24 protein-coding genes and 4 pseudogenes are annotated in these 25,990 nt (G+C 66.2%); 10 read left to right on the top strand and 18 right to left on the bottom strand.

The annotated features are described in order from the left end of the window. Positions 1-88: 88 nt before the first annotated feature. From MMSP_RS06290 to MMSP_RS06270, 5 genes and pseudogenes are all read right to left on the bottom strand, one after another. Positions 89-1,003 (bottom strand): thiamine pyrophosphate-dependent enzyme, encoded by a 915-nt coding sequence (locus MMSP_RS06290; RefSeq protein ID WP_020785917.1) that lies wholly within the window; start codon positions 1,001-1,003, stop codon positions 89-91. Between the two features lie 236 nt (positions 1,004-1,239). Further along, positions 1,240-2,791: pseudogene (locus tag MMSP_RS06285) on the bottom strand (MFS transporter). A 112-nt stretch (positions 2,792-2,903) separates the two neighbouring features. Next, positions 2,904-3,203 carry a PE family protein gene (locus tag MMSP_RS06280; protein WP_036426252.1) on the bottom strand — a complete coding sequence of 100 codons (300 nt, stop codon included), beginning with the start codon at positions 3,201-3,203 and terminating at the stop codon, positions 2,904-2,906. Positions 3,204-3,291: 88 nt separating this feature from the next. Next, entirely contained in the window at positions 3,292-4,170 is an 879-nt protein-coding gene (locus MMSP_RS06275; protein WP_020785914.1) for an ArgK/MeaB family GTPase, read from the bottom strand. Between the two features lie 17 nt (positions 4,171-4,187). After that, a pseudogene (locus MMSP_RS06270) lies at positions 4,188-5,339 on the bottom strand (acetyl-CoA C-acyltransferase). Between the two features lie 126 nt (positions 5,340-5,465). Here MMSP_RS06270 and MMSP_RS06265 point away from each other — a divergent pair. Then, the gene (locus tag MMSP_RS06265; protein WP_200861968.1) at positions 5,466-6,320 is read left to right on the top strand and encodes a proline iminopeptidase-family hydrolase; all 855 of its coding nucleotides are present in this window, start codon (positions 5,466-5,468) and stop codon (positions 6,318-6,320) included. A gap of 28 nt (positions 6,321-6,348) precedes the next feature. On the opposite strand, the gene MMSP_RS06260 is transcribed toward MMSP_RS06265, so the two are convergent. From MMSP_RS06260 to MMSP_RS06245, 4 genes are read right to left on the bottom strand one after another with little or no spacing between them, the layout of a single operon-like run. Continuing rightward, the gene (locus tag MMSP_RS06260; RefSeq protein ID WP_015357213.1) at positions 6,349-7,116 is read right to left on the bottom strand and encodes an enoyl-CoA hydratase/isomerase family protein; all 768 of its coding nucleotides are present in this window, start codon (positions 7,114-7,116) and stop codon (positions 6,349-6,351) included. 1 nt (position 7,117) lies between these two features. Continuing rightward, a complete protein-coding gene (locus MMSP_RS06255) occupies positions 7,118-8,215 on the bottom strand; it encodes an acyl-CoA dehydrogenase family protein (protein WP_015357214.1) in 1,098 nt (365 codons plus the stop codon). Further along, positions 8,202-9,107 (bottom strand): acyl-CoA dehydrogenase family protein, encoded by a 906-nt coding sequence (locus MMSP_RS06250; protein WP_015357215.1) that lies wholly within the window; start codon positions 9,105-9,107, stop codon positions 8,202-8,204. The genes MMSP_RS06255 and MMSP_RS06250 overlap by 14 nt, the downstream gene beginning before the upstream one ends. Further along, the gene (locus MMSP_RS06245) at positions 9,085-10,488 is read right to left on the bottom strand and encodes a class I adenylate-forming enzyme family protein (RefSeq protein ID WP_020785910.1); all 1,404 of its coding nucleotides are present in this window, start codon (positions 10,486-10,488) and stop codon (positions 9,085-9,087) included. Before MMSP_RS06245 ends, MMSP_RS06250 begins: the two co-directional genes overlap by 23 nt. A gap of 115 nt (positions 10,489-10,603) precedes the next feature. Between MMSP_RS06245 and MMSP_RS06240 the strand changes: the two genes are divergently transcribed. After that, positions 10,604-10,885: a 2Fe-2S iron-sulfur cluster-binding protein gene (locus MMSP_RS06240; protein ID WP_020785909.1), complete on the top strand. Its 282-nt coding sequence runs from the start codon at positions 10,604-10,606 to the stop codon at positions 10,883-10,885. Between the two features lie 29 nt (positions 10,886-10,914). Here the strand turns inward: MMSP_RS06240 and MMSP_RS06235 are convergent, their stop codons facing one another. From MMSP_RS06235 to MMSP_RS28060, 7 genes are all read right to left on the bottom strand, one after another. Continuing rightward, the gene (locus MMSP_RS06235) at positions 10,915-11,904 is read right to left on the bottom strand and encodes a CaiB/BaiF CoA-transferase family protein (protein WP_051153768.1); all 990 of its coding nucleotides are present in this window, start codon (positions 11,902-11,904) and stop codon (positions 10,915-10,917) included. A 47-nt stretch (positions 11,905-11,951) separates the two neighbouring features. Continuing rightward, a complete protein-coding gene (locus tag MMSP_RS06230; RefSeq protein WP_020785907.1) occupies positions 11,952-12,908 on the bottom strand; it encodes an LLM class F420-dependent oxidoreductase in 957 nt (318 codons plus the stop codon). Further along, complete coding sequence (locus MMSP_RS06225) at positions 12,893-13,330, bottom strand: cobalamin B12-binding domain-containing protein (protein ID WP_015357218.1); 438 nt, start codon at positions 13,328-13,330, stop codon at positions 12,893-12,895. The genes MMSP_RS06230 and MMSP_RS06225 overlap by 16 nt, the downstream gene beginning before the upstream one ends. Beyond that, positions 13,331-14,908 (bottom strand): methylmalonyl-CoA mutase family protein, encoded by a 1,578-nt coding sequence (locus MMSP_RS06220; protein WP_020785906.1) that lies wholly within the window; start codon positions 14,906-14,908, stop codon positions 13,331-13,333. It abuts the gene before it with no gap. A gap of 125 nt (positions 14,909-15,033) precedes the next feature. Next, entirely contained in the window at positions 15,034-15,846 is an 813-nt protein-coding gene (locus tag MMSP_RS06215; protein ID WP_020785905.1) for a class I SAM-dependent methyltransferase, read from the bottom strand. A 60-nt stretch (positions 15,847-15,906) separates the two neighbouring features. Beyond that, positions 15,907-16,680, bottom strand: a complete 774-nt coding sequence (locus MMSP_RS06210; protein WP_369797345.1) for a M15 family metallopeptidase — start codon at positions 16,678-16,680, stop codon at positions 15,907-15,909. Positions 16,681-16,787: 107 nt separating this feature from the next. Further along, positions 16,788-17,090 (bottom strand): hypothetical protein, encoded by a 303-nt coding sequence (locus tag MMSP_RS28060; RefSeq protein WP_015357221.1) that lies wholly within the window; start codon positions 17,088-17,090, stop codon positions 16,788-16,790. A 308-nt stretch (positions 17,091-17,398) separates the two neighbouring features. On the opposite strand from MMSP_RS28060, the pseudogene MMSP_RS06200 reads away from it, so the two are divergent. Continuing rightward, positions 17,399-17,992 (top strand): annotated as a pseudogene (locus MMSP_RS06200) (cellulose binding domain-containing protein); the annotation flags it as partial. Between the two features lie 7 nt (positions 17,993-17,999). Continuing rightward, positions 18,000-18,284 (top strand): cellulose binding domain-containing protein, encoded by a 285-nt coding sequence (locus MMSP_RS28055; protein WP_235065852.1) that lies wholly within the window; start codon positions 18,000-18,002, stop codon positions 18,282-18,284. An 18-nt stretch (positions 18,285-18,302) separates the two neighbouring features. Here MMSP_RS28055 and MMSP_RS06195 read toward each other — a convergent pair whose 3' ends face one another. Then, positions 18,303-18,593, bottom strand: a complete 291-nt coding sequence (locus MMSP_RS06195; RefSeq protein ID WP_012396339.1) for a hypothetical protein — start codon at positions 18,591-18,593, stop codon at positions 18,303-18,305. Next, positions 18,590-18,853 (bottom strand): hypothetical protein, encoded by a 264-nt coding sequence (locus MMSP_RS06190; RefSeq protein WP_020785902.1) that lies wholly within the window; start codon positions 18,851-18,853, stop codon positions 18,590-18,592. The genes MMSP_RS06195 and MMSP_RS06190 overlap by 4 nt, the downstream gene beginning before the upstream one ends. A gap of 452 nt (positions 18,854-19,305) precedes the next feature. Between MMSP_RS06190 and MMSP_RS06185 the strand changes: the two are divergent. The 6 genes and pseudogenes from MMSP_RS06185 (at position 19,306) to MMSP_RS06155 (ending at position 25,964) form a co-directional block, all read left to right on the top strand. Continuing rightward, positions 19,306-20,460, top strand: a pseudogene (locus MMSP_RS06185) (polyprenyl synthetase family protein). A 24-nt stretch (positions 20,461-20,484) separates the two neighbouring features. Further along, on the top strand, positions 20,485-22,014 hold the full coding sequence (gene crtI, locus MMSP_RS06175; RefSeq protein ID WP_020785899.1) for a phytoene desaturase family protein: 1,530 nt from the start codon (positions 20,485-20,487) through the stop codon (positions 22,012-22,014). After that, positions 22,011-22,970 (top strand): phytoene/squalene synthase family protein, encoded by a 960-nt coding sequence (locus tag MMSP_RS06170; protein WP_020785898.1) that lies wholly within the window; start codon positions 22,011-22,013, stop codon positions 22,968-22,970. The genes crtI and MMSP_RS06170 overlap by 4 nt, the downstream gene beginning before the upstream one ends. Beyond that, positions 22,967-23,290, top strand: a complete 324-nt coding sequence (locus MMSP_RS06165; RefSeq protein WP_020785897.1) for a lycopene cyclase domain-containing protein — start codon at positions 22,967-22,969, stop codon at positions 23,288-23,290. Before MMSP_RS06170 ends, MMSP_RS06165 begins: the two co-directional genes overlap by 4 nt. Then, a complete protein-coding gene (locus tag MMSP_RS06160; protein WP_020785896.1) occupies positions 23,287-23,661 on the top strand; it encodes a lycopene cyclase domain-containing protein in 375 nt (124 codons plus the stop codon). Before MMSP_RS06165 ends, MMSP_RS06160 begins: the two co-directional genes overlap by 4 nt. After that, positions 23,655-25,964 (top strand): MMPL family transporter, encoded by a 2,310-nt coding sequence (locus MMSP_RS06155; protein ID WP_020785895.1) that lies wholly within the window; start codon positions 23,655-23,657, stop codon positions 25,962-25,964. The genes MMSP_RS06160 and MMSP_RS06155 overlap by 7 nt, the downstream gene beginning before the upstream one ends. Positions 25,965-25,990 lie beyond the last annotated feature (26 nt).

Here is a 25,990-nt window from a genome sequence, read left to right as displayed (position 1 = left end):
CCAGCACAGGCGGGGCCGGCGCGCCAACTGGCACTGCTGCCAGGTTTCAGCGGCGACGTCCGGTCTGCCCAGCTGGTCTGCGCGCTGCTTAACTACGCCCATCATGACCGGGACAGGTCCCCGACTTGGCCAAGGCAACGGCGTCGGCGACCAGTTTGCGTGCCGTGCGCTCCACATCGCAGAGCTGCGCCGCATCGGCTCCACCGGCCTTCAGCCGGCCGCCGGTGAATACCAGCGGATCCAGGAAAGGTTCGGTAGCGGCCGCGTCGTAATCACCATCGAATGAGGGAAAATCGCTGCTCCGGTAGGTGATGGCGCGTACCACGGTGGGGCCGGCGCCAGCACGCGCCCGCTGCACCGCTGTGGCCACACAGCGTCGAACCGCCTGGACGTCGTGACCATCCACGGTGACGCTGGGAATCCGCTGGCACGCATCTCCGCCATGGCCGGGGGCGCCGCGCAAACGGCCGGCAACACCGACACCGGGAACGCTTTCAACCACGATCACCACCGGAAGGTGCCACAGCACCGCCATGTTTGCGGCCTGGACAAACGCGCCGGAATTGACATCGTCAGGACCGGTGATGCAGAGCGTGACCCGGTCGCTGTTGTCCAGCCACTGCGAGTATGCGTGCCCGACCGCCAGCAGCGGGCACTGGTCGGCAGCACCCGATCGCTCCGGCGAGTTCAGCTGGTCAGCGTGGTCGCAGGTGCTGTCTTGGCCAATCAGCTCGGCGATCATCGGCCCCAGCGGAAGATCCACACCGACGTGCAGGGCATGTGCGCGACGGCTGGCCAGCACCAGATCACCCTCGGTCAGTGCCGCCGTCGCACCGATACTCACGGCCTCCTGGCCCAACGCGGTCGATACCGGTGACTCCATCAGACCGTCGGCACGCATTTCCTCCAGCGCCATGTCGAGCAGCCGCAGCACCCGCATCCGCCGATACATTTCGAGGTGGTCGGGCAGGAGCGCGGCCGGGCGTGCACTGGCATGAGTCATCTGTCGGCTCCTCATTTCATTCGTCAGCGGAGGCGTCGGCGGGTCAGCGCCGAGCTCTTCGGCGCCAGCCCCGGATACGTCGCGGGCTTGGGGATGGCGGTTCGACGGCACCTCAGCGCAAGTTTGAAGCTAGCCGGGCCGGCCCGGCCGTGGTACCGCCGATCGGCCGGACAAACTGACGAACGCCGTTCCCCGGATCGGGGGAAGTCGCAACGCGGTGCCTCGCGCGTAGCGGCTCAAGCGGCTGCAGCCACAGCGGTGTATTGCGAGTCCCGGACCCCGACGTCACCGGACCTGTTCAGCGCCCGGGCCAGCGGCAGGCACAGCGCGGCCCCGGCCAAACCCACTGTCACGGTGACCAGCGCGACCAAGCGATGGCCGCCGTGCGTCAGACTGCAGGAGGACACGATGGGGGGCCACGACCGACGCGATGGCCAGGGTCATCGACCAGATTCCGTGGTAGCGCCCGCCACTGGCGGGCGGAGCAATTCGGTGAACTATCCCAGCCGCGATCACGAACCAGGCGATTTCCCCGGGAGCGGACGCGGCCACGGCGATGGCGAAGCCGAAAGTCGTGTGCGCGAGCGCCGCACCGGCCATGGTCAACGCCGTCCATCCGCCGGCAATCGCCAGGATGTCCAATCGCGGGTTGATGCGGGCCGCGACTTTTCGGCCCAGCCAGGGCGTTATCACCGGGGTTAGGCCGATTCCGGCGGCGGCATTGGCCACCTGGGTCCAGCCGAATTCACCCGCGCCCAGACCGCTGTCGGCCATGAGCATGGGCACGGTGGCGTATAGCCCCCGCACTGCGGTCAGCGTCGCAAGGCTGGACGCGAACAACAGCACCAGCCGACCATCCGAAAATGCCCGGCGGTAGCTGATGCGTGCGGCCCTGACATGCACAGCCGGTGCCACCGGCGGCCGATGCGCCGTTGCCGGGATGCAGCGGGCCGCCACCAGCGCAAGCAGCGCGCACGCCACGGCGTTGATCCAGAACAGCACCGGCACGCCGGACCAGGCGGCGAGCAGTCCGCCCACACCGCCGGTGATCGCTCGGCCGATGCTGACGATCCAGCCAAAACGCCAAGCATCGAGCTTGGCCCGCCGGCTCGGCTCTGGGATCAGCTCGGCGATCGCGGCACCCATCACCGGACGGGGCGCGTCGTAGACCACGCCGGTGATCATGGCGCCGACCAGCAACGCTGCCACGCTGCGCGCTTCGGCCATTCCCACCAGCACACCCGCCGCGATGGTCATGGTCCAAGCCAGCGTCGCGCGGGGGCCCAGAGAGTCCACCAGCCATCCGCAGACCAGCTGCCCCACGGCCCAGCCCACGCCGAACGCGGCCAGCACCGCGCCCACCGCGGCAGCGGCAAATCCTCGCCCTGCCACGTGAAACGCCATGAACGGATAGGCGAATCCGGCGGCACGCACCACCAGGTTTCCGCCCAGTAGCAGCCAAATGACCGCCGGGTAGCCCTCCCTGGCCGGCCGGTGCCGTCCACCAGCGCGTTCGCCCAACGGGCGGGCACCGCCAAGTGGAGCCGCCACCGCGCGAGCGCAGAGCGCCCTTGCCGACCGGGGCTTTGTGTTGGTCTTTGTGTTGGCCATGCGGGCAGCCGATCGGCTGCTGCCACGGGCTTTGGAGCGCAAAGCGGCGTTGCGGGGCCGCAGGAATTTCGTGGTGTCCCCAGCATCGGGGAGATCCGGGGAAGAACTAGAAGAGACACGCATCGCCTCGCCGGCGGCGATGGTCGCGGTAGTCGTCATCGATCCAGAGGTAAGCATGATCGCACCTGGGAGGCTCCTCCGATCAACTCACCACGCGGCAAGAATCTTGTCCGCTGATCGGGGGACACCGCCGATCGACTACAGCGGGCGAATAACCGCCCGTGGGCCGCTACTGAGCGGCGACAGCGTTGGCCGCTTCGGTCTCGGCGTAGGAACCGCCGCTGGCCTGCAAGGTGGTCACGAACATCTCGTAAATCGCCTGCGCCTGCGCGCTCAGCGTTTGGTACATCGCCCCGTGGGCGGCAAAGTGGGCCGCGGTCAGCGCCGACACCTTGTCGGCGGCAGCTGGGACCACCCCGGTGATGGGGGCCATGGCGGCGGCATTGCCCGCGCTCATCCCGGCCCCAACCGAATGTAGGTTCAAAGCCGCGGCGGTCAACGCTTCGGGTGCACTGGTCACAAATGCCATGGCACAAGATTGACACTCCGCCAGGCCGTTGTCTGTCGACCGGAAAGCTATTCGTCAAGAGGAACTGCGTGTCCCCCAATTGGCGGACCTAGGGCGGCGGCGGGGCCAACAGCCGGTCCGCCGCAGCATAAGGATCCTCGAGGCCGTCGACCACCGCTTCGGCGAGCCGGTCCAGGTCGGTACGGCCGCGCAGCCGAGTCTGCGCCAGCGACATAATCTGTGCCCGGGCGCGGGCCAACCGGCGATCGCGACTATCGCCGCGCTGATGCGCGTCGATCAGGGCCAACAGCTCACCAATGCCCTCCGACTTGACCGCGACCAGGCTGAGGATCGGGGCATTGGTTTCGGCCCGCAAGTCTCGCACGGTCTGTTCGGCACCGACGCGGTCGGCCTTGTTGACCGCCACAATGTCGGCGACTTCCAGCAGACCCGCCTTTGCCGCCTGGACCGCATCGCCGGTTCCCGGATTGAGCACGACGACGGTCGGGTCTGCCACCGCCGCCACCTCGATCTCGGACTGTCCCACCCCGACCGTTTCCAGCAGAACGACGTCGTAACGCAGCGCCCCCAGCAGCCGGATGGCGGCGGGCACCGAGGCGGCCAGACCGCCAAGATGGCCCCGACTGGCCATCGAGCGGATCAGCACCTCGGAGTCGTTGACATGCGCGGTCATTCGGATGCGATCGCCGAGCAACGCACCACCACTGAACGGGGACGACGGGTCCACGGCTAGCACCGCCACCCGGGTTCCGCGCTCCCGGTAGGCGCCGACCAGCCCGGTGATCGTCGTCGATTTGCCCGCCCCTGGCGGCCCGGTGATGCCGATGACTCGCGCGGGCCGCTGCGACCAGTCCTCGATACCCGCCAGCACTTCATCGCGGCGGCCCCCCTCGATCAGACTGAGGAGCCGGCCCGCGGCGCGTTGAGATCCGTTGCGCGCAGCGGCAATCAGATCATCGATGCTCATTGCGTCCTATTTTGCAGCTATGGCGCCGCAACCTCGATGACCGTCGCCGATCCCATGCCGCCACCGGCGCACATCGCCGCCAGCCCAATCCCGCCGCCGCGTCGGCGCAGTTCGTGCACCAGCGTCACCAGCATCCTGGCCCCGGTCGCGGCCACCGGATGCCCCAACGAGCATCCGCTGCCGCTCACGTTGACCCGATCGGCGTCCAGTTCCAGCAGTTTGACGGTCGCCACGCACATTGACGCGAACGCTTCGTTGATCTCGAACAGATCAACGTCGAGATTGATAGATGGCCCCGTGCAAGCGCTTTCGGAATAGCTTCGACCGGGGCCAGGCCGGTGGCGGCCGGATCGACACCCACCGACGCCCAGCTGAGCACCCGCGCCAGCGCCGGCATGCCCAACCCCTGGGCCATCCGGTCGCTTGCGATGGTCAGCACCGCGGCGCCGTCATTGGCGCCGCAGGCGTTGCCGGCGGTGATCGAGAAGCCGTCGATCTCGGGATGCAGCGGCTTGAGCGCGGCCAGTTTCTCCATCGTCGTGTCCCGGCGCGGATGTTCGTCGACACAGAACAGGCCGTGCGGCGTCGGGATCGGAACAATCTCCTCCTTGAACCGGCCCTCGTCGATCGCGGCGATCGCGTTGCGATGCGAGCGCAGGGCCCAGGCGTCCATCTCGGCGCGACTCACTCCGGCGGCCACCGCCGCATTCCAGCCGACCGTGATCGACATGTCCATGTTCGGCGCATCCGGCCGGTCCGGGGTGAGTCGGCGGGAACCAGTCGACCCACTCGCCATCGATCTGCATCCGGGGCCGCGGCGAGGTGGAGGCCGAGTTCACGCCCCCGGCGATGATGAGCTGGTCCATCCCCGCCCGTACGCTTGCGGCCGCGCCCTGCACCGCCGCCTGTCCGGCGGCACAGTGCCGATTCTGGGCAAGACCGGGCACATGACCAAGCCCCGCCGTGATGGCCGCGTGGCGGGCGATGACGCCGCCGCCGTAGAGACCTTCGCCCAGGATTACGTCGTCGATCTGCCCCGGATCCAGATCCGCGGTGGCCTCACTGACCACATGGTGGGCCAGGTCGAATGCGTTGGTGTCGCGCAAGGTTCCCTTGCGGGCGGTTCCGATCGGGGTGCACAGGGCAGCGACGATGACGGCTTCAGGCACGGGCTTTCTCCACTTCGGCGGCGCGGAGGCCAGAAGCCGACCGCACATTCACGAGAACCTGATTATCTCAGTTTGAGAGCACCAGTTACAATCAGGACTCCTTACACTGCTGGTGTGACACAACCGGTGGCGACAATCGCGGTCCCGGGCGGCAAGGTGTGGAGCAAGCGCGTCGGCGGCGGCTCCGGCCTTCCCCTGCTCGTGGCGCATGGCGGCCCGGGCCTGCCGCACTACTACCTGTCAGCGCTGCAACGACTGGCCGGCGAACGGGAAGTCATCTTCTGGGATCAACTTGGCTGCGGAAACTCCGAACGCCCGTCCGACGTGGATCTGTGGACAATGGGGCGCTCGGTGGCCGAGATGGGCGCCGTGGTGCGCGCACTCGGGCTGGAAGCCTTTCACATCTTCGGCAATTCCTGGGGCGGAATGCTCGCCCAGCAGTATGTCCTGGACGTGCCATCGGGAGCCGTCAGCCTGACCATCTCCAACAGCACCGCGTCCATTCCCCGGTTCGCCGACAGCGTGATCCGGCTCAAGGCGGAGCTGGATCCTGGCACCCAAGCCACCATTGACCGCCACGAAGCCGCCGGCACCACACATTCGGCCGAATATCAGTCCGCAATCACGACCTGGAACGAAACGTATCTGTGCCGCACTCTCCCCTGGCCTGCCTACCTCACTGAAGCATTCCAGAATCTGGGTCCCGAGATCTTCGAAACGATGTTCGGGCCCAGCGACTTTCGGATCGTCGGGACCATTCGCGATTGGGATGTGGTCGATCGGTTGGCCGAAATCGCCCTGCCGACACTGCTGCTCGCGGGCAAGTACGACGAATGCTCGCCGGAAGACATGCGCGAGATGCATCAACGGATTGCCGGCTCACGATTCGAGTTCTTCGAGTGCAGCGCGCACATGCCCTTCATCGAAGAACCAGACCGGTTTGACCGGGTGATGCGCGACTTCCTGCGCAGCAACGACTGATTGGGTTGGCCAAGCTGGGCGGGTCCGGCTAGTTCTTCGGAGCGGTCAACCTGGTCACGATTGAGCGAAAGTCCTCGGTGGTGAACGACTGGTGCTCGGCCGACAGCGCGTAGTCCAGACTGGCGAGCACGGCCCGCTCGAGGTGAATATTGAGCACCCGTTTGGTGCTTTCGACCGCCTGCTGAGGCAATTTCATGATCCGCTGGGCGCACGCCACCGCCTCGGCCACCGGATCGGCGGCCACATGGTTGGCCAGGCCGAGCTCGACGGCGCGCTGCGCGGCAATCCGCTGACCGGTCAACGCGTATTCCTTGGCCAGCATCAGGCTGATGTGCAATGGCCAGGTCAACGGACCGCCGTCGGCGGCGACCAGACCCACTTGCACATGTGGGTCGGCAAGATAGGCATCCGGCGCGATGTAGACGATGTCACTCAGGGCGACCAGGCTGCAGCCGAGCCCCACCGCCGGGCCGTTGACCGCCGCCACCACCGGCACCCGGCAGCGGGCCATGCCCAGCACGATGTCTCGGCCATGCGCGATGGTCTTCGCCCGCAAGTCGGCGTCTTGGGCGAGTTCGGCCAGATATGCGAAATCGCCGCCGGCCGAGAAGGCTCGCCCGGCGCCCGTGAGCACCGCGGCGCGCGCGCTGCGATCCTCGCTCAACCGCCGCCACAGCCCTGCGAGCCCAACATGCAGATTGTCGTTGACCGCATTGAGCGCATCGGGCCGGTTCAGGGTGATGATGCGCAGCGCCCCCTCGGCGCGAACGTCGATTTCTGTTGGCATGTCATACATGTCAGACTCCCAATCCCAAAATGCGCGATGCGATGATGTTCTTCTGTATCTGTGAAGTGCCTCCCATCACGCTTTGCGCACGGCTGTACAGGTAGGCGCCGAACAGCTCGGGATCATGCGTGCCACCAATGCCGAGCGCGGCATGCCCAACAGACTGTTCCACCCAGGTCATCAGCAATTTGTCCAGCGAGCCTTCGGGTCCGTGCGACACCCCGTCGAGCTGTTCGGACAACCGGCGCCGCACGTGATGAGTCAGCATCTCGGCTTGGACCGCGGCCCAGGCAAGCTCGTCGCTGACCGGATGCCCCTGGGCATGGTTGCGCGCCAACAGCTCTGCGACGAGCTTGTTGTAGCGGGCGGCGTAACCGAGGGTGGACGGTTCACGTTCGTGCCCGACCACGGTCATCGCCACCGCCCAGCCATCCCCTGGGGCGCCGACCATCCGGTCGGCCGCCACCGTGGCGCCGTCGAAGAACACCTGGCCGAACTCCTTGGTGACTCCGTTCATCATCCGCAATGGACGTTGCTGCACACCAGGCTGTTTCATGGCGACCACAAATGCCGACAAGCCTCGGTGCCGGCTAGCGCCGGGTTCGGTTCGGGCCAGCAGCAGACACCAGTCGGCCACGTCGGAGTAACTGGTCCAGATCTTGTGACCATGCACCACATAATCGTCACCGACACGAGTGGCGGTGGTGGTCAGCGCGGCCAGGTCCGAACCCGCACCGGGCTCACTGAACCCCTGACACCAGCGCTCGGTCCCGTCGATGATGCCGGGCAGAAACCGTTGCCGCAGTGCGTCGCTGCCGTGTCGGCCGATGCCGAAGACCAGGTAACCGACGCTGGGGCGCGGTGGCGCACCGGCACGGGCCAACTCTTCGTCGACGATCACGTCATAGACCGGTGCCAGCTCCCTGCCCCCGTATTCGCGTGGCCACGACAGCCCGAAGAATCCCTCGCGGTAGAGGGCCTGGTGCCAGTGCGCCTGCCGGGCCCAATATTGGTCCCCCGATCCGCGAAAGTCATCGGCGTTTACCGAAAGCCAGTTTCGCAGGCGTTGCCGGAAGACCGCCTCCTGCGGTGAATCACGAAAGTCCACGACCGACCTCCTGCAAGCTCACCGGCCACAACTCGGTTGATGTCAACGCCCGGCGCAGGTAAACGTGCACCAGGCAGTCCCAGGTATTGCCGATGCCACCGTGCACCTGTACCGCGGTTTCGCAGACGGTTCGACTGGCACGCGCGCAGTACACCTTTGCCATCCGGGCGGCCTGCACGGCTTGCGCCGGCTCGAGTTCGTCCACCGCCCAAGCGGCATGGCGCAGCACGCTCACCGAACCCTCGATCAACGCCAGGTTCTCCGCCAGCAGATGAGCGATCGCTTGATGGGACCCGATCGCTTTGCCGTACTGCTCGCGAATCTTCGCGTAGTCACAGGCGAGGGCGTGCGCGCCGCGGGCGTCTCCGACCAGGTCTGCGGTGGTGGCGACCAAAGCCAGCGCATACCAGCGCTGCGCGGCATCGGCGGATACCTCACCGACCGCCACCGGCTGTCCCAGCAACCCCGCGTCCAGTCGCGTCAGGTCCGCGCCCGCTCCCGCAACATCGAGATCTGCGGACAGCACGGCGGTACCCGAGAGCACCAGTGCGCGCCGATGTCCGCGCGCATCTATCGCCCGGCCGCCGACGCCCGTCGTCGCGCGCCCGGAGTCTGAGTTCAGTTGCCGGGCCAGGTCATCGGCGAGCACGGGTCCCAGGAATGGCGCATCGGCGAGCCCGCGCCCGAATTCTTCTGCCACAATCGCGACCTCGACACCGGAGGCGCCGTCGGAACGTAACGCTCTCCACCCGGACGCCTCGATCTGCCTATCCAGCTTGGCGATTCGGGCTTCGTCAGCCAGATCCTGCACAGATGCCGGACCGAGATCGTCGGCCATTTTCGCCGCCGCGTCACACAGTTGCCGTTGTTCAGCTGTCAGACGTACATCCATAGAGCTCCTTGAGCGCTCGGCGCAACACCTTTCCGGAGGGCAGTCGAGGGATATCCGGCACGAACACGATCCGCGAGAGCCGCTTGTAAGACGCGAGCGAGGCAGCCACCCGGGCACGCAACTCGGCGGCGTCGACGGGTGTTCGGGCCGCGACAGCGGCAACTACCGCTTCGCCGTTGGCTCCGTCCGGCACCCCGAATACCGCACAATCCCGGACCGCGGGATGGCCGTGCAGAACCGCCTCGATCTCGGCGGGGGCAACCTGGAAACCGCGAACCTTGATCATCTCCTTGAGCCGGTCGGTGACGCGCAGCCAGCCGGCGGCATCCAGCGAGCCGATGTCTCCGGTCCGATACCAACCCTGCGACATGACCTCGGCCGTGGCGGCCGCCGGCAGATAGCCCGCCATCAGTGAATGCGATCGCGCCTGGATTTCGCCGACCTCACCGGGGCCCACCCGCTCACCGGTTTCAGTCGACACCACCCGCAGGTCCACGCCCGGCAGCACACGTCCGACGGTGTCGAGCCGGGCGCCCCGCAGCGGGCTGCAGGCGATCACGGGTAGCTCGGTGGTGCCGTAGGCGGGCACCCAGCCAATGCCGGTCCGGTTCGTCACCGTCTCGGCGATGCCCGCACTCACGGGCGTGGCGCCCCACATGATGAACCTCAGCGACGACAAATCGTAGGACTCGAGGTTGGGATGCGACGCCATCGCCAAAGCTATAGGGGCGACCGCCATTTCCACGGTAATCCGGTCGCTTTCGATGTGTGCCAGCATCTGGTCGATGTCGAACCGGCGATGCAGACGCACCCGAACGGCGGTCCGCAACGCGGTGACGATGTTGAGCAAGCCGAGGATGTGCGAGGGCGGCGTGACGATCTGAATGCGGTCGCGCTCGGTCAGCCCCAGCGCGTCACGCCAGTGGCCAATGGCCGCGTTCAGCGACGCGTGGGTGTGCCGGACCGCCTTGGGCAGGCCGGTGGTGCCCGAGCTGAACACCAACAGCGCATCGCCAGCACGGCGCGGCGCGCCCGGTAGCGGTGCCGCGGGGGTGATCGGCTCATCCAGGTGCAGCATCGGCATCAGACCGGCCAGCACCGGGTGATCCCCGGCGGCATGGGCGGGGCCGGTCAGGGCGAGGGCATGATCCACCTCGGCGCGCTTCCAGGCGGGGCTGATGAGCACCGCCGAGGCGCCCAGACACCAGATGGCGTTCAGCACGGCGACAAACTCCGGCCGGTTGGACGACATCACCGCCACCCGATCGCCCGCGACGACGCCTTGCTTGCGTAGCGCCGCGGCCAGGCCGTCGGCCATCGCCCCCAGCCCGGGCAGGCTAAAGCCCCGATCCTCGAACACGAGCGCGGCCGGCTCGGTCACGTCTCGTCCTTCCCGACGGTCACGACAGTCTGAGAATATCCTATTTCCTGATGAGAATAGTATTCTCAATAGAGACGGACGCAAGTACATCAGTGGGGGCGCAGGAAGGGCGGTCATGGCGGAACCGGGCATGGTGACGATCTGCCTCGACCGTAGGCGGGCATCGGTGCCGCTGGTGCCTGGCGAGACCCTGCTGGAAAGCGCACGACGAGCGGGGCTGGACCCGCCTTTCAACTGCGAGGCCGGCAACTGCGGGACCTGCCTGGCCCGCCTCACGGAGGGCAGCGCGACAATGCTGGTCAACGACGCTCTTGACGACAGCGAGGTGGCCGACGGCTACATCTTGACCTGTCAGGGCATACCCGATATCGCACCGATCACGGTGCGCTACGAGTAGACCCGCGCAGCACCAGGATCGGCGTGCCGCTATCGGCAGTGTTCGCCCAGGAGCGGCGCCGGCCGGTATTCGGGCCGATAACCGGACACCCGAATCGGATTACCGACGAGGCGCAATTCGCCCGCGCGCACGATCACTTGGGGATTCTCCGCGAGGGCCTCGGGCAGCGTCCGAACGGCTGCCGCGGGCACCCCCAGCGGCCGCAGCCGTCGCCCCCAACCGGCGGCGGTGTCGGTCGCCAACGCCGAGGCGACCACGGTGAGCACCTCCGCACGCCGGGACGCTCGCTCCGCCATGGTCTCGAAGCCATGGATGCCGGCCTCGGCCGCAAAGGCCTTCCAGAACCCGTCATGTGTGACGAACAGCCCGAGGTAGCCGTCGGCAGTCGGAAATAGCTGCGCGGGAACGTAATACGGGTGAGCGCCATGAGGCCTGCGCTGCGGCTCGGTGCCTTCGTTAAGGTACGCGGCGGCGTGGTAGTTCAGCTGGGAGACCATGACGTCGAACAGCGACACGTCCACCTGCCCGCCACGGCCCGAGATGATCGCCGCCAACAACCCAAGCGCTGCACACATCCCGGTGGAGTTGTCCGCCGAGGAATACCCGGGCAGGGTCGGCGGACCGCCGGGTTCACCGGTCAGCGCGGCACTTCCGACGGCGGCCTGGATCACGTAGTCGAAGGCCGGATCGTCGCCGCCATGCAACCCATAACCGGTGATAGCCACGCAAACGATGCGTTCGTTGAACCGCCGCAGCGCTTCGTAGGTCAACCCCAGTCGGCGGATCGACGACGGTCGCAGGTTGACCACCAGCGCATCGGAGTCGGCCGCCAGCTCGGCGAGTCGGTGCTGTCCCACTTCGGAATTCAGATCCAGACAGAGGCCGGACTTGTTGCGGTTGAGGCTGGCGAAGTAGCTCTCACCGACCGTGCGTGAGATCTCACCGCCGGGCGGTTCGATCTTGACGACCTTGGCGCCGAGGTCGGCGAGCAGCAATGTGGCGTAAGGGCCGGCCAGCATGGTGCCGACCTCGATGACCCGAATGCCGGTCAGCGGGCCCGCGGCGGTCACCGCACCTCCGTCGCCAGCATGGCAATCATGTCTCGGGTGCGACGCTTGGAGGCAACCAGCTCTTCACGATTGTCGCCGATCGGCAGCAGCCGCACCGACAGGTCGGTCACACCGGCCTCGGCGAAGCGACGGAATCGAGCCAGGATCGCGTCCTCGTCGCCGGCCGCACAGATATCACCGACGTCTTTGGCATCGCCGTATCCGAGCAGTCTTTGATAGTTCGGCGAAACCTCGGCCTCCCCCAGAATCCGGTTGGCGCGATCACGCGCTACCTCGACTTCACTCGAGCCGCAAAGGCAAACGGGGATGCCGGCGACGATGCGCGGAGCCGGGCGGCCGGCATTGTCAGCGGCCTTGGAGATTCTGGGCACCACATGCTCGGCCACCGCACGTTCGTCGGCCATCCACAGCACGGTGCCGTCCGCCCGCTCGCCGGCCAGGGTCAACATCACCGGCCCGAGCGCTGCGACCAGCACCGGCAGGGGCGCCACCGCGGCCAGATCCAGCGGGTTGTGCACCCGGAAGCTGTCGTTCTCCACGTCGACGGGCCCGGGGTTGGCCAAGGCCGCGGCCAGGACCTCGAGGTAGTCCCGGGTGTAGGCGGCGGGCCGCTGGTAGGGCAGCCCGAGCATGTCGTCGACGATCCAATGGTGCGACGGTCCGACGCCCAGCACCAGGCGACCACCGGTGGCCGCATGCACCGACAGAGCTTGCCGGGCCAACGCAATAGGGTGCTGCGTCTGCAGGGGCACTACGGCGGTACCCAGCTCGATGCGGCTGCTCCGCGTTCCCATCAGGGTCACGGCGACCAGTGCGTCAAAGTCATTGGGAATCTGGGGAATCCACGCGCTATCCAGGCCGGCTGTTTCCGCCCAGTCGATATCGGCCAGCATCCGGCCCACCTTGCGGCCCGAATCCCCGCGCTCGGGGCCGATCATCACTCCGACACGCACGGTTCCTCCATGGACGGTTGCGGTGCGGTTTGCGCGTCGCCGGTCAGCGCGCGGATGTCGCGCACCAGGTCATCCAGCGGTGTTCCGGTGGGAAACACCGCCGCCGCACCGGCGGCCAGCAGCTTGGGCACGTCGGAGTGCGGGATGGTCCCGCCGACGACGACGGCGATGTCGGCGGCATCGGCGTCGCGCAGGGCCTCGATGGTGCGTGCCGTCAGGGCCAGATGGGCACCCGACAAGATGCTCAAGCCGACCACGGCCACATCTTCTTGAACGGCGATCGAGGCGATGTCTTCGATACGTTGCCGGATGCCGGTGTAGATCACCTCGAAGCCGGCGTCGCGCAGCGTGCGGGCGACGATCTTGGCGCCGCGGTCATGACCGTCGAGACCGGGCTTGGCGACCAGGATCCGGGCGGCCATCTAGAACACCACCGGTTGCTGGAATTCGCCCCACACCGCCTTGAGGGCGCAGACCATCTCACCGACCGTGCAGTATGCGTTGGCGCAGTCGATCAGCCTGTGCATCAGATTGTCGGCTCCTTCGGCGCCTCGCGCGAGCGCGGCGAGGGTGGACTGCACTGCGTCGCTGTCTCTTTCAGCCTTGACCTTGGCGAGCCGCTTGAGCTGAAGGTCACGGCCTTCGGCGTCGAGTTCGTAGGTGACGATGTCGGGTTCGGCGTCCCCGGAGACAAACCTGTTGACCCCCACGACGGGTCGAACACCCGCTTCGATGTCCTTGTGCGTTCGGAAGGCCTCGTCGGCGATCAGGCCCTGCAGATATCCATCCTCGATGGCGCTGACCATCCCGCCGTGGCGCCGCAGGTCGTCCATGATCTCGATGATCCGAGCCTCGGTGGCATCGGTGAGCGCCTCTACGAAGTAGGAACCGCCAAGCGGGTCGGCGACGCGGGTCACGCCGCTTTCATAGGCCAGGATCTGCTGGGTGCGCAGCGCCAAAGTGGTGGACTCCTCGGTCGGCAGGGCAAACGGCTCGTCCCAGGCCGCAGTGAACATCGACTGCACCCCGCCCAACACCGCGGCCATCGCCTCGTAGGCGACGCGGATCAGGTTGTTCTGCGCTTGCGGTGCATACAGCGACGCGCCGCCGCACACGCAGCCGAACCGGAACATCGCCGCTTTGTCCGTCTTGGCGCCGTATCGCTCGCGCACCAGCGTCGCCCAGCGCCGTCGTCCCGCACGGTATTTGGCGATCTCCTCGAAAAAGTCGCCGTGGGTGTAGAAGAAGAACGAGATCTGTGGGGCGAACTGATCGATGGTCATCCGACCGCGTGCAACGACGGTGTCGCAGTGGGTGATTCCGTCGGCGAGGGTGAATGCCATCTCCTGTACCGCGGTGGCCCCGGCGTCACGAAAATGGGCTCCCGCCACCGATATGGCGTTGAATTTCGGGACCTCGGCCGCACAGAACTCGATCGTGTCGGCGATCAGCCGCAGCGAGGGCTCCGGCGGCCAGATCCAGGTCCCGCGCGACGCGTACTCCTTGAGGATGTCGTTCTGGATCGTCCCGGTGAGCTTGGCGCGCGGAACTCCCTTTCGCTCGGCGGCGGCCACGTAGAACGCCAGCAGAATCGCCGCCGTGCCATTGATGGTGAAACTGGTGCTGATCTTGTCCAGCGGGATGTCCTCGAACAGGATTTCGGCGTCGGCCAGGGTGTCGACCGCGACGCCAACACGGCCGACTTCCTCGGCGACGTCTGGGTCGTCGGAGTCGAATCCACATTGGGTGGGCAGGTCGAGCGCCACCGATAACCCGGTCCCGCCCTGGTCCAGCAGATAGCGGTAGCGGCGGTTGGACTCCTCGGCGGTGCCGAACCCGGAGTACTGCCGAAACGTCCACAACTTGCCTCGGTATCCCGACGCGAAGTTGCCGCGGGTGAAGGGGTACTCCCCCGGAGGCGGCGGCTCCGCCGTGCGGTCCCCAGGGCCGTAGACCGGCGCAACTGGGATGCCCGATGCAGTCTGGGTCACATCATCCATCTATGAATAACGTACTTGCAAAAAACGCGAATGCCAATACCACTCGGTTGACCAGCATAAACGGGCTCAGAGCGAGGGGGGTTCCAGAGCCGGCCGGGGTGCGCGGCTTCGACGGGGCGCGGCGGCTACACCCGGCAGAGAATTTCGCCGTTGGGAATCCCCAGCCAACCATCCGGTGCCGCGGCCCAGTCGCGCCAAGCCTGCGAAATCGCCTCCAGATCTGCGGCGCTGGCCATCCCGGAGCCCAGCAGTTGGGCAGACAGATCCGAACGCAGAATCCGATCGGCCCACATTCCGCCCCACCAGGCACGCATCTCGTCGGTCGCGTAGCACCACATGCTGCCGGTCGGCGTGATGTCAGCAAAGCCCGCCTGACGAGCCCACGACAGCAGCCGCCGGCCGGCATCGGGCTCACCGCCGTTGGCACGCGCCGCCCGCTGATAGAGCTGTAGCCAATGGTCCAGGGCCGGAAGTTGCGGGTACCAGATGAACCCCGCGTAGTCGGCGTCACGCGCGGCGACCAACCCGCCGGGCGCACAGACGCGCTTCATCTCCCGCAGCGCCTGCACCGGATCGGCCACGTGCTGCAGCACCTGGTGGGCATGGACTACGTCGAACACGTCATCGGGAAAGTCCAGGGCATGCACATCGGAGGTCACGAACGCGACATTGGACACGTCGCATCGCTGCGCCTCGGCACGGGCCAGGTTCAGCGCCGCATCGGTGGGCTCCACCGCCGTCACCGTAGCGGGCGCCACGCGCGCCGCGAGGTCGACGGTGATAGTCCCGGGGCCGCAACCGATGTCGAGCACGGACAACCCCGCACGAAGATGCGGCGATAGGTAGCCGGCGGAGTTGGCCACCGTGCGCTGACGGTGCCCACGCAGCACCGACTCGTGATGCCCATGGGTATAGACGGCTCGGCGTTCGTCGTTCATGAACCGGAGCCTACCCGCCTAAATCAAAAAGTGAGACAGCCATCTCATTACATGAGACAGTCAGTCGACCGGAGCATTGAGGATCGGCCGGTCGACCCCCGCCCCCGGGCCATCGAAGTGCCACCACTCACCGGAGTACACGCTCAACCCGCCGTAGTTCATCGCGTCGCGCAGCCGTTTACGGCCGGCTTGGGCCGCCTCACTAACCCCTTCGGTGGCGAATGCCTTGGCCCGCGCCGAGAAGTCATCGAAGTCGGTGCCCATGTCGGCCAGGCAGATTCCGCTGATCTGCCGCTGGGGCGGGCATTGTGGCGACACGCTGGCATAGGTCACGTCAACCGAGCGGCCCGCCTCGTGGCTGCGGGCGTATTGACCCGGACGCGCCACCCAGGCCGGGTTCGGGACCACCTGGAACATCTTGACCTGGACATCGTACGGTCGGTAGCAGTCCCAGAACACCAGCGCCTGCCCTTGCGGGCGCAGCGCCGCCGCGGCGGCCGTCAACCCCGGCGCCATCGATTCGTGCACCAGACATCGGGCATCGGCGGGATACAGCTGCGTGCGGGTGAAGTTATTGGTGGTCGCGTAGCGCAGGTCGATGATGGCGTCGGGAACGACACTGCGCACATCGACAAGGCCGCCCGCAGCCGCGGCGGCACTGACCGGTGGGACGGACCCGGCCGGCACGCTGGCCGTTGTCGCGACGGCTCGCACGGCCGAGGTGACCACCGGAGGCGATGGGATCGATGACCCGCCGGGACTCGTCCACACACCCGACGGCGCGGCGGTGATACCGCAGGCGACGAGGGCAGCGGCGGCGCCAACCCTTCGCAATGGGCCGCTATGGAGTGCATCGGCAATACTGCTCACCGCACCGAGGCTACGTCGGGTCAGCCCGTTCTCACGTTTATCGCCGACGGTGTTCGGCGATCAGCGGCCGATCAATGTTCGTCGTAGTGCCCATCGTGGGCGGCATGCCGGCATCCGTCATGGATGTAGTCGACGTGATCGCCGTGGGGAACGGCGACGTGGCCGCAGCCATCGCCGTGAGTGTGATCGTGCCCGTCATGCACGCAGTGGCCGTCGCCGGATTCACATTCGTCAAAGTGATCGCCGTGGCGCCGGTGCAGATGACCGTCGTGCAGATAGTCGACGTGATCACCATGCGGAATCGCGACATGTCCGCAACCGTCGCCATGCGAATGGTCGTGCCCCGCGTGCTGCCGGTGCGCTATCGCGTTAATCTCTTTCTCCTTGTGATTGTTGAGCGGGCCGGGAATGTCGACATGTCGGGCGCGTCTGCGGACTTGTCGGTCGCGGTCGAGCTGTCGACACCACCATTCAATCCTCAACCAGCCATCACGGGGGACAAGAGCAGAAAGTCACCGAAAACTCTTGGATCCAGTGTCTTCGAGCCAACGGACATCGCACGCCGCCAGCCAGCCAGCAACAAAGGCGCAAGATTTCGCCGGGGTTTCGGTTGGGCGAAGATACCGCAGCTTTCAAACACCGCCATTACATATGTTGCTAATCGAACTATACCGTTGGCGCGATGTCCGACGAGAATCGCAACGAGCGCCACCGGCGCCCCGCGCTTCACGCTGTCGTCGCGGCATTTGTCCTGGTCTGCTCCGCTTTTCTCGCCGCCCCCACCGCACACGCGGCAGCGATAACCGCAACGCTGGCGGTGACGTCACAATGGGACACCGGCTTCGTCGCCAACTACCGGATCGCCAATCCCGGCGCGACCGAGTTGGCGGACTGGAAGCTCGAATTCGACCTGCCCGCCGAGGAATCTGTGACAAATTCGTGGAGCAGCAAGCTGGCCCAATCGGGAACGCATTACGTCCTAACACCCGAAGAGTACAACCGCACCATCGCGCCGGAGCACTCCATCAGTATTGGCTTTCAGGCCACGCTAGACGGCGAATTCTCGGCCCCACAGAACTGTGTGCTCAACGGCGAGTCCTGCACCAGTGCGCCGGACCTAGCGCCGGCCACAGCCAACGCGCCCACACCGACCACCGCGCCGGCCAGCGCGCCGCCACCCCCGTCCGCCGACGATGCGGCGGCAACACTGGCGGTGATCTCACAATGGAATACCGGCTTTGTCGCCAACTACGAAATCGCCAATACCGGGTCCACAGCCCTGGATGGCTGGAAGCTCGAATTCGATCTGCCCGCAGACGAATCCGTCACCCGAGCAGGGCAACGCCGGAGCCCTGGTCACCCGAGCGTGGAACAGCAAACTCTCCAAGACCGGCACGCACTACGTCCTGACACCGGAGTCCTACAACACCACCATCGCCCCCGGCAGCTCGGTCACCGTCGGTTTCCAGGCCGCCCAGACCAGCACGTATTCGGCGCCTGCGAATTGTCAGCTCAACGGCGAATCTTGCGGCGACGGTCCGGCCCCTACCGCCAGCGTGCGCCACTGACGACGCCGGTCGCGGGCGCTAACCGGCCGGGAAGAGACGAGCCACCAGAATGGCCGCGATAAGGATCGCAAGCGACAGCGGCGCCGCTACGGTGCCAATCAGCATCCCCCGCCCAACCTGACCGAGTTTGCCCGGGCTCTTGGCAACAACGGAGGAAATCGACAGGTAAATCAGCGACACGAGGAGTACGAAGACCGCCAGCGGCGGAACTGAGAGAACACAAAGCCAGGTCGCGAACTCCACCACCAGGATGTGGGCCAGCGCCACCGCGAAGCTGATCGGTCCATAACGGCCGGTCGCCCCGGTCAACGCAACACCAAGAAGGCGAAGGCGATGCCGCCGATCAGGACAACCGCGGCGGCGCCGGTGACGCCTAAGCCAATACCGCGCCGCTGCGAGGAACTCGAGTTGAGCAACACCGCACCGGCCCCCAGCGAAACAAGCGTCGCCAGGGCCGTCGCGGTCAGCAACAGCGTGCGTTCGCTTCGCCCGCTTTCCGTCGGAAATGCCCACTTCCCCAACAGCCACATGGCGGCAAGCAACAGCAGCAAACAGAATTGAATGACCACCGGCGCCTACCAGGTGGCCGACCGCCACGCGGTGGCATCCATGTCACGAATACGAGCTAGAAACGACATCGGCACCCCCCCTGACGCATCGCGTCACTCTCCTCGATCGGCATGCGACACCACTGTCGGCAACCCCGCCCTGGCCGGCATCCGTGCGCTGGCAACCTAACCCGCCGGCACCAGCTCGAACCTGGCGCATCGCGCCGCGACTACCGGCATACCTGTCTATCAGACGTTCGGTTCATGCCGAGGGCCAACTCCGCGCCGTCAGCGCCGCCAAACCTCAGAAGACCTTCATATAATTAATCATTAAGTTTATGAAGCCCATCGGGTAGCCTGGGTGCAGCAACATCGCCAATCAGGGATGAACCCGAGACTCTCTGCACCTACGAGAGGGGTGTGCTCCGGTGTCTTCTATCGCCCACGGCCAACGGCTGAGCGAACCTGACGAAATGGTGTCGACCAGACAGCGACCAACCCTGTCCTTGGCCACAGCCGTCGATTCACCCGATTCCGGCCGAATGGCGTCCACCGGCGACGCGGTCTCCCTCGGCGACGCAGATTGGCGCTCCCGGCTGCGCACCGCGGCACTGGCCCAGATCGCCGACTTCGTCTCTGACCGCAGCGCCAGCGCGCTTGGCGGGTCGGGGTGGGAGGTCGCCGGCGACATACTTCTGCGGTTTGTTTCCGAGGGCAAATGCCTGAGATCGACCTTCATGTACCTGGGCTGGTTGTGCGGCGCCGGTCCCAACAATGCGGCATTATCGGCCGCGGCAAGCCCGGAGCTGCTGCACGCCTTTGCGCTCCTCCAAGACGACGTGATGGACCAATCCCCGCAACGACGAGGCAGTCCAGCCGTCCATGTCCAGCAGGCCCGGTGCCACCAGCGGCGCGGGCTATCCGGTGCCGCAGCACGTTTCGGCGAATCGGCGGCCGTACTACTCGGAGACATCTGCCTGGTCTGGGCCGAGCAGATGCTGCGCGAAAGCGGGGTCGAGGACCGCCGTCTGCGGCAGGTATGGCCCCGCTACGACGCCATGCGCATCGAACTCGCGGTGGGCCAGCTTTGCGACCTGTCCAACGATATCCGCAACCTGCCGACACTGGATGCCGTCTTGGACGTGGCGCGGCGCAAGTCGGGTAACTACACGGTGCGCCGGCCGCTCGAGATGGGAGCCGCGATGGCCGATTGCGATGAGCGCACGCTGGAACAGCTCGCGCGATACGGCGACGCCGTTGGAGAAGCGTTTCAACTGCGCGACGACATGCTGGGAGTATTTGGTACACCGGCGATCACCGGCAAACCCAGTGGCGACGATCTCCGCGAACGCAAGGCAACCAGCGTCGTGGTCGCCGCCTACGAGATGGCCGATCCGCCGACGCGTCGGTAGCTTCACGAGCTGATGCATCGGGCTGAGCTCGACGACGCTGCGGTTGATCACTGCAAACGACTGATCACCGCGACGGGAGCTGTGCAGCGAATCGAGGACATGATTGACCGCCGTGTCGATCGCGTTCGAACACTATTGGTCGACATGACGATCGGGCAGCAAACCCGAGCCGCGCTGGGCGACCTGGCAGCAGCCTGCGTGCAGCGCAGCACGTGAGATCACGCGAATTAGGGAGCCGCGATGCGAACCATTGAAGGCACTGCCGATCACGTGGTGGTGATCGGTGCGGGACTAGCGGGGTTGGCCACGGCGCTACACCTGGCGGGCCGCGGCCGCAGCGTCACGGTCGTCGAACGCGAGGCTTGGCCGGGTGGACGTGCCGGCCGACTCGACATCGATGGATACCGAATCGATACCGGTCCAACTGTTCTCACCATGCCAGACCTGATCGACGAGGTCTTTGCGGCCGTGGGTGAGACGATCTCGGATCGGCTGGAGTTGCTTCCCGTCGATCCGGCCTACACCGCCATGTTCGCCGACGGAAGTTCGATCGATGTGCACTGCGACGCGGATCGGATGGTCGCGGCGATCGAGAACTTCGCCGGTCCCGAGCAAGCTACCGGTTATCTTCGGCTGCGCGAGTGGTTGACCCGCCTGTACCGCATCGAATTCGCCGGCTTCATTGGCTCGAACTTCGATTCGCCCCTATCACTGCTCACCCCGCAGCTGGCGCGACTGGCGGCTGCCGGCGGATTTCGCAACTGGGACAGCATGGTCAAGCGCCAGATCACCGACCCGAGGCTGCGTCGGGTGTTCACCTTCCAGTCCCTCTACGCCGGGGTGGCGCCGCAAGATGCACTGGCGGCCTATGCCGTTATCGCCTATATGGACACCATATCGGGGGTGTTCTTTCCGCGCGGCGGGGTTCGTGCCCTGCCTGACGCGCTGGCGGCCGCCGCGGCCTGCGCGGGCGTGCAGTTTCATTACGGTTCGCAGGTAAGCGAACTCGAGCGCGACGACGCGCGGATAACCGCTGTCCGCACCGACAGGGGCGAGCGCATTGCCTGCGATGCAGTGGTGTTGACCACCGAGTTGCCCACCACATACCGCCTACTGGGCCGAACCCCCCGCCGGCTTCGCCGGCTACGCGCGGCACCGTCGGCGGTCGTCGTGCACGCCGGCTGCCGCAGCGCCTCGACCGCGAGTGAGCCGGCGGCCCATCACACGATTCTTTTCGGACAGGCATGGGAGCAGACGTTCACCGACATCATTCGCGACGGCCGGCTGATGCGAGATCCATCGTTGTTGGTCACCCGACCGACCGCGGGCGATCCCGCCCTCGCACCGCCGGGCCGAGATCTGCTCTATCTACTCGCGCCGGCACCCAACCTGACCGCGGGCCGGGTCGATTGGGGCAGCGCCGGTGGTAGCTACGCGCAATCCATGATCGACACCGTCGCCTCCCGGCTGCTTCCGGACTTTCGCGACAGCGTGGAACTACTCGACGTCGTCACTCCCCTGGACTGGGCCCGGCAGGGCATGGCGGCAGGTACTCCGTTCGCGCTGGCGCATACGTTCGGCCAAACCGGTCCCTTCCGCCCGGCGAACACGGTGCGCGGCATCGACAACGCGGTGCTGGCGGGTTCGTCGACGGTACCTGGCGTGGGCGTTCCGACGACGTTGATCTCCGGGCGGCTGGCCGCCGACCGCATCACGGGAAACACCACCCGATCAATCCGACACCTCGACCTGAAAGCACAGTTGTCATGATTCGCAGTGAATTGGACGCCGCCGGGATCGGTGATCCCCGGTTGCGCGAGGCCTATCAGCAAAGCCGCCGAATCAACGCCGCCAGCGGGCGCACCTTCTTTTTGGCCACCAGACTGCTGGCACCGGATCAGCGACCACCCGTACACGCCCTGTACGGGTTCGCCCGGTACGCCGACGACATTCTGGACTCCTTCGATCCGCGGCTGGACCCCGACACTCGCGCCCAGCGACTGCAGCAGCTGGCGCAGCAGTTCTTTTCCGGCGCCGGCCATCCTGATAACCCGGTACTTGCCGCGGTCAGCCACACCGCACGCCGCTACGGCATCGGCGCCGATCTTTTCGAAGATTTCCTGGAGTCGATGCGCATGGACCTCAGCATCACCGACTACCCCGACCGGGATGCGCTCAACACCTACATGCGCGGTTCAGCGGAAGCCATTGGCCTACAGTTACTCCCGATCTTGGGCACCGTCGTTCCGGCACGAGAGGCCATGCCCTACGCGGCCGCCCTGGGACGCGCATTTCAGCTCACCAACTTCATTCGCGACGTCGACGAGGACCTGGCCCGCAACCGCATCTATCTGCCCGCCGACGAACTCGCCGCATATGGCGTTGATCGGGATGTGCTGATGTGGTGTCACCACAACCAGCGCAGCGATGGCCGGGTACGCGAAGCTCTGGCCGCCCAACACGAGATCACCAGAGAGACCTACCGGTTCGCCGCCGCCGGGATCCAACTGCTGGCGCCGCGGTCGCGGCCCTGTGTCGCGACGGCTTTGACGCTGTATTCGGAAATCCTGGACCGCATCGAAGGCGACGACTTTGCGGTGTTCGGCCGGCGCGCCACCGTCGGGACCGCCCGCCGTCTGCGGGTGGCCGGTGCCGGGCTGATACGAGCATGGCGCGCCCGAACCAGCGACGCCATCCCCGATCGCTCCGAGTACGGTGCCGCATGAGCGATCGCTGGCAATACCTGCTGGTGCTGCTCGCATGCCTGGCAATCACCGCGCCGCTGGAAGTGTTCGGCGCCGGCGTATATCGGCGCCCGCGAAGGCTGCTGCGGTCGGTACTACCGGTGGCCGCGGCATTCCTGGTCTGGGACGAGTTGGCCGTTGCCGCACGGGTGTGGACTTACGATCCGCGCTACATCAGCGGGCTGAACGTCCCGTTTCAGGTCCCGATCGAAGAGGTCCTGTTCTTTCTGGTGATCCCCATCTGCGCCCTGTTGACCCTCAACGCGGTCAGCATCATCCTCGACCGGCTCCGCCGACGATGACCGGGTTGGGGTACACCCTGCCGGCCGTGCTGGCCGTGGCCGGCGTTGGCGCCCTGGAGCTGTTGGTACTACGGACCGGGTTGTTCCGGCGTCCCGCTTACTGGCTATCGATGGTGATAGTGCTGGGCTTTCAGGTTCCGGTCGACGGCTGGCTTACCAAGCTCAGTGCTCCCATCGTCAGCTACGACGAGCGGCAGATCACCGGCCTGCGGTTCCCGTTCGACATCCCGATTGAAGACTTCCTGTTCGGCTTCGCAATGGTCACTGCCGTTCTGCTGCTGTGGGAGCGACAACGGGAACCCGGTGAGCCCGTACCGCCGAGTCAGGCGGGCTGCCACGAGAAGCACAGCCTCGAGGACAAGACATGTTGACCAGAATGGCCCGACTCTCCCTCTCCGCGCCACGGCGGGTCATCACGGTGGTAATCCTGGTCATGATCGGCACCGCCATCTTCGGCATCCCGGCGGCAAATAGCCTGGCCGCCGGGGGGTTTCTGGATCCATCGTCGGAATCCGCGCGTGCCGCGGCGGTGCTCGCCGACAAGTTCCATCGAGGCGACATGGAGATGGTGCTGCTGGTGAGTTCGGATGACGGTGTCCGCGATGGCCCGGCGCGCATCGTCGGCACCGATATCGCGCGCCAACTCGCGCAATCACCCTTCGTGGCGCAGGTGGCATCGCCTTGGGACACACCGCAACCGCCGCCGGACATGCCCAGCGCCGACGGGAAATCGGCGCTGATTCTGGTCGCGCTCAAGGGCGACGAAAACAGCGCACCCCGGCACGCGCAGGCGCAGGCGCAGCGGTTGGCGCACGACCGCGGTGGGGTGACGGTGCAGGCCGGTGGGTCCGCGATGGTCTATGCACAGGTCAACCATCAGACCGAAAAGGACTTGCTGCGAATGGAGTTCATCGCGGTCCCGGTCAGTTTCGCCGCGCTGGTGTGGGTGTTCGGGGGCTTGCTGGCCGCGGCCCTACCGGTGGCCGTGGGCGGCTTCGCCATTCTGGGGTCCCTGGCGGTGCTGCGCGGTGTCGCGATGGTGACCGATGTGTCGATCTTCGCGCTAAATGTTACGGTTGCCCTGGGCATGGCCCTCGCGATCGACTACACCTTGCTGATCATCAGCCGGTACCGTGACGAGCTCGGCGAGGGGCGCAGCCACGAGGACGCCCTGGTTCGCACCATGACAACCGCCGGCCGCACCGTCCTGTTCTCGGCGGTGACGGTTGGGCTCTCGCTCGTCGCGATGGCGCTGTTCCCGATGTACTTCCTGAAGTCCTTCGCCTACGCCGGGGTTGCGGTCGTGGCGTTTTCGGCCCTGGCCGCGATGGTGGTCGCACCAACGGTGATCGTGCTGCTCGGCGACCGGCTCGACGCGCTCAACGTCTGGAAACTGGGCCGGCGGCTGCTTGGGCGTCCGGAACCGCCGCCGCGGCCCGTTGCGCAGAGTTTCTGGTACCGCACGGCCAAACTGGTCACCCGCCACGCGATTCCGGTGGGCCTGGCCATCATCGTGTTGTTGATCGCGCTGGGAATCCCGTTCCTCAACATCAAGTGGGGCTATCCGGACGACCGCGTGCTGCCGCCGTCCGCGTCGGCGCGCATGGTCAGTGACCGAATCCGCAGCGATTTCGGCTCGAACTCGGCGAGCAGAGTCACCGTCGTCATCACCGACACCGCCGGGCTGACCAAACCGGATCTCAATCACTACGCCGCCCAATTGTCCGAGGTATCCGATGTGTCGGCGGTCTCGGCGCCGACGGGCACCTTCGTTGCCGGCGAGTTGCGGGGCCCGCCCTCCGCACCGACCGCGATGGCCGCCGGCAGCGCGTACCTGACCGTGGAGAGCACCGCGCCGCTGTACACCAAGGCCTCGGCGAACCAGCTGGATCGTCTGCACGCCGTGGCGCTGCCCGGCGACACCGCGGTGCAAATGACCGGCGTCGCACAGATGAACCGCGACTCCGTCAATGGGATTACCTCGCGGCTACCCATGGTGTTCGGCTTCATCGCGATCGTGACACTGGTGCTGCTGTTCCTGCTCACCGGCAGTGTGCTGCTACCGATCAAGGCGGTGGTGCTCAACATGCTCTCGCTTACAGCGGCTTTCGGCGCCCTGGTCTGGATCTTTCAGGACGGCCATCTGGGCGCGCTGGGTACCACACCAACCGGCACGTTGGTCGCCAATATCCCGGTGCTGATGTTCTGCATCGCCTTCGGCTTGTCGATGGATTACGAAGTCTTCCTGCTGTCCCGCATCCGCGAGTTCTGGCTTGGATCACCTCAACAAAGCGCCGACAACGATGAGAGCATCGCTCTGGGCCTGGCCCACACCGGCCGGGTCATCACCGCCGCGGCGTTGCTGATGTCGATCTCGTTTGCCGGCCTGATTTCCGCAGAGGTGTCTTTCATGCGGATGTTCGGGGTGGGTCTGACCATTGCGGTGCTGGTCGACGCCACATTGGTGCGGGTGCTGCTGGTGCCCGCGTTCATGCATGTGTTTGGCGGATTGAACTGGTGGGCACCCAAACCACTGGAACGGTGGCACAGCCGCAGCGGTGCCGACCGATCCGCGGGCCAAACCGGCCCCAGCGACGGTGCCGTCGGCGGCAACTCCAGCAAATTCGACAGCAATCGCCGCGTCGACGACCACGTGCACCGGTCGCCGCGATAGGGGCGATAAGCTAGTCGCTCTATCGC

It is taken from the genome of Mycobacterium sp. 012931, assembly GCF_000419295.1.
Taxonomy (GTDB): domain Bacteria; phylum Actinomycetota; class Actinomycetes; order Mycobacteriales; family Mycobacteriaceae; genus Mycobacterium; species Mycobacterium marinum.
Note: the sequence above shows the minus strand (reverse complement) of the source record. Positions and strands in the feature narration are given on the sequence as shown.

Bases quoted from the DNA above. Each gene is read 5' to 3' on its own strand.
- MMSP_RS06215 (WP_020785905.1), bottom strand. From the start codon at position 15,846: ATGAACGACGAACGCCGAGCCGTCTATACCCATGGGCATCACGAGTCG.
- MMSP_RS06260 (WP_015357213.1), bottom strand. From the start codon at position 7,116: ATGTATGACATGCCAACAGAAATCGACGTTCGCGCCGAGGGGGCGCTG.
- MMSP_RS06160 (WP_020785896.1), top strand. From the start codon at position 23,287: ATGACCGGGTTGGGGTACACCCTGCCGGCCGTGCTGGCCGTGGCCGGC.
- MMSP_RS06250 (WP_015357215.1), bottom strand. From the start codon at position 9,107: ATGGATGTACGTCTGACAGCTGAACAACGGCAACTGTGTGACGCGGCG.
- MMSP_RS06155 (WP_020785895.1), top strand. From the start codon at position 23,655: ATGTTGACCAGAATGGCCCGACTCTCCCTCTCCGCGCCACGGCGGGTC.
- MMSP_RS06275 (WP_020785914.1), bottom strand. From the start codon at position 4,170: ATGAGCATCGATGATCTGATTGCCGCTGCGCGCAACGGATCTCAACGC.
- MMSP_RS06165 (WP_020785897.1), top strand. From the start codon at position 22,967: ATGAGCGATCGCTGGCAATACCTGCTGGTGCTGCTCGCATGCCTGGCA.
- MMSP_RS06240 (WP_020785909.1), top strand. From the start codon at position 10,604: ATGGCGGAACCGGGCATGGTGACGATCTGCCTCGACCGTAGGCGGGCA.
- MMSP_RS06235 (WP_051153768.1), bottom strand. From the start codon at position 11,904: ATGCTGGCCGGCCCTTACGCCACATTGCTGCTCGCCGACCTCGGCGCC.
- MMSP_RS06225 (WP_015357218.1), bottom strand. From the start codon at position 13,330: ATGGCCGCCCGGATCCTGGTCGCCAAGCCCGGTCTCGACGGTCATGAC.
- crtI (WP_020785899.1), top strand. From the start codon at position 20,485: ATGCGAACCATTGAAGGCACTGCCGATCACGTGGTGGTGATCGGTGCG.
- MMSP_RS28055 (WP_235065852.1), top strand. From the start codon at position 18,000: ATGGCTGGAAGCTCGAATTCGATCTGCCCGCAGACGAATCCGTCACCC.
- MMSP_RS06220 (WP_020785906.1), bottom strand. From the start codon at position 14,908: ATGGATGATGTGACCCAGACTGCATCGGGCATCCCAGTTGCGCCGGTC.
- MMSP_RS06290 (WP_020785917.1), bottom strand. From the start codon at position 1,003: ATGACTCATGCCAGTGCACGCCCGGCCGCGCTCCTGCCCGACCACCTC.
- MMSP_RS06280 (WP_036426252.1), bottom strand. From the start codon at position 3,203: ATGGCATTTGTGACCAGTGCACCCGAAGCGTTGACCGCCGCGGCTTTG.
- MMSP_RS06170 (WP_020785898.1), top strand. From the start codon at position 22,011: ATGATTCGCAGTGAATTGGACGCCGCCGGGATCGGTGATCCCCGGTTG.